Origin of the sequence: Leucobacter sp. M11, from assembly GCF_035726885.1 — a bacterium.
In the GTDB taxonomy this organism is placed as follows: Bacteria; Actinomycetota; Actinomycetes; order Actinomycetales; family Microbacteriaceae; genus JAPFRB01.
In genome coordinates, this window is the sequence record NZ_JAPFRB010000002.1 from 128,588 (window position 1) to 130,758 (window position 2,171).

General features: G+C 69.0%; 4 protein-coding genes. 1 reads left to right on the forward strand and 3 read right to left on the reverse strand.

All coding sequences use genetic code 11. The features are described 5' to 3' along the window. The 3 genes from OOT08_RS04710 to OOT08_RS04720 form a co-directional block, all read right to left on the reverse strand. A partial coding sequence (locus OOT08_RS04710) for a hypothetical protein (protein ID WP_325091405.1) occupies window positions 1-320 on the reverse strand: 320 nt, incomplete at its 3' end. Continuing rightward, entirely contained in the window at window positions 317-910 is a 594-nt protein-coding gene (gene pth / locus OOT08_RS04715) for an aminoacyl-tRNA hydrolase (RefSeq protein ID WP_325091406.1), read from the reverse strand. The genes OOT08_RS04710 and pth, both read right to left, overlap by 4 nt. 141 nt (window positions 911-1,051) lie before the next feature. Next, window positions 1,052-1,633, reverse strand: a complete 582-nt coding sequence (locus OOT08_RS04720; RefSeq protein WP_325091408.1) for a 50S ribosomal protein L25/general stress protein Ctc — start codon at window positions 1,631-1,633, stop codon at window positions 1,052-1,054. A 272-nt stretch (window positions 1,634-1,905) separates the two neighbouring features. Between OOT08_RS04720 and OOT08_RS04725 the strand changes: the two genes are divergently transcribed. Next, window positions 1,906-2,171, forward strand: a 266-nt coding sequence (locus OOT08_RS04725; protein ID WP_442916183.1) for an NAD(P)-binding domain-containing protein, incomplete at its 3' end; no start/stop codon positions are given.

A 2,171-nucleotide genomic window follows, 5' to 3' on the forward strand; every position in this document is an offset into this window, starting at 1 on the left:
AAGCGCCGACCCACGGTCTCCGCGGAGGGGCTCAGCCGCTCGTGCGGGAGCGTCTCCCAGGCGGGAAATTCGACGGCGGTGATCCCGGGCACGAGCGAAACGAGCTCGCCGCGCAACGACTCCGCCTCGCGGCTCGTTGCCGCGATCAGCAGCAGGGCCCCGGTGTCCCCGTCCGCCCGGCGGCGGGTGAGCAGGCCCGCGATCAGCGGGGCGCGAAGCCCCTCGACCACGGAAAAGCCGGCGCTGTGGCCCGCCTGCTCCAGCGCGCGCGCGAAGCTCGGCGAGGACTCGAGCAGCCGGGGCAGCCCCGCGAGACTCACGCCCCACCGCCCGCGCCGTGGAAGCGCTGCTGGGCCGCGGTCAGCCCCTCGCTCACGAGGAGCAGCGCCGCGTCGGCGGCGTCGCCGACGAGCATCGGCAGCGTCTCGCGCTCCTGGGCGGAAAAGGGCTTGAGCACGTAGTCGGCCGGGTCCTGACGGCCGGGCGGGCGGCCGATGCCGGTGCGCACCCGGTTGAACTCGGGGGTGTCCAGGGCCTTCTGGATGTCGCGCAGGCCGTTGTGGCCGCCGTGGCCGCCGCCACGCTTGAGCTTGATCGTGTCGAAGGGGATGTCGAGCTCGTCGTGCACCGCGATCACGCGATCCGGCTCGATCCCGTAGTATTTGGCCAGCCCGGCCACGGGCCCACCGGAGAGGTTCATGAAGGTGTTCGGCTTCGCCAGGATCAGCTTCGGCTCCCCCGGGTTCACCCGGCCCTCCAGGACGCGGGCGTTCGACTGATGGCTCTTGAAGGAGCCGCCGAGCCGGGTCGCGAGCTCGTCCAGCACCATCTGGCCGACGTTGTGCCGGGTCGCCTCGTATTTGGCCCCCGGGTTCCCGAGCCCCACGATCAGCCAGCTCTCTGCGGCCACGCCATCCTCCAACGGTGTCTGCGATTCCTGCGCGTCTCGCAGGAAGCGCTCCCCCGAAGCCTCGGGGGAGAAACGGGAACGAGCCCGTCGGAACCACTCACGAAACGACATGAACGATTCCAACGGGCTCGAGGTAGGGCTTTACTCGGCAGCTGCCTCTTCGCCGTCCTCGTCCTCGCTGGCGCCGCGGGGCTCAACGATGTTGACGACGAGCTGCTCGGCGTCGTCCAGAACCGTGCTGCCCTTGGGGAGCTCGATCTGGCCAGCGAGGATCATGGTGCCGGCGGTGAGGCCGTCCACGTTCACGGTGATGTTCTGCGGGATGCTGGTGGCGGGCACCGAGAGACGCATGGTCTGCAGCTCCAGCAGGGCGTTGGTGCCGGAGAAGGAGATGCCCTCAACGATCACGGGGACCTCCACCTCAACGGTCTCGCCCTCCTTGACGATGATGAGGTCGATGTGCTCGATGATCTGACGCACGGGGTCACGCTGCACGTCCTTCACGAGGACGAGGTGCTTGGCACCGTCGAGGTCGACCTCGATCAGGGCGTTGGCGCGACGGACGATCAGGCTCAGCGGGTGGGCCTCGACCGACAGGTGGATGGGGTCGGTGCCGTGACCGTAGATGACGGCGGGGGTCTGGCCAGCAGCGCGGAGCTTGCGGGCAACGCCCTTGCCGAAGGTCTCGCGGGCCGTGCCGGCGAGGGTGTATTCCTGCTTCATGGTGTGTCTCCTTGGGGCGGCCGGTCGCGGTGCCGGATCTCGCCGTGTTTCATGAGCCCGGGGGCTCTCGGTGTGTGTTCAACTTCTCGCTGGTCGCAACGATCAGGACAGCCGCAAAGCCCCTCAACCGCGTCGATAACGGACGCCGAAGCGTCCCTCGCCGAAGTGCAATTATTCAGTCTACACCCTCGGGGCCGGCCTCGCGCGCGCGAGGGACACGGCCACGAAACCACGCCCGTATTCACCGGAGCACGGCTCCTCCGGCTAATCTGATGCTTGGAGTCCCCTCGCCATCCACCGATCGCGGGCGGCTCCCGCACCAGCAACCCGGAGGAGCACCCCACATGATCGAGACGACGAACACCCCGAGCGAGAACGCCGCGCTGGCAAACGTTGCCGTCATCGGCCTCGCCGTGATGGGCTCGAACCTGGCCCGGAACCTCGCCAGCCGCGAGGGCAACCGCGTCGCGGTGTACAACCGCTCCCCGGAGAAGGCGCAGGCGCTCGCCGAGGCGCACCCCGAGGCGAACTTCACGGT

Bases quoted from the DNA above. Each gene is read 5' to 3' on its own strand.
- OOT08_RS04720 (WP_325091408.1), bottom strand. From the start codon at position 1,633: ATGAAGCAGGAATACACCCTCGCCGGCACGGCCCGCGAGACCTTCGGC.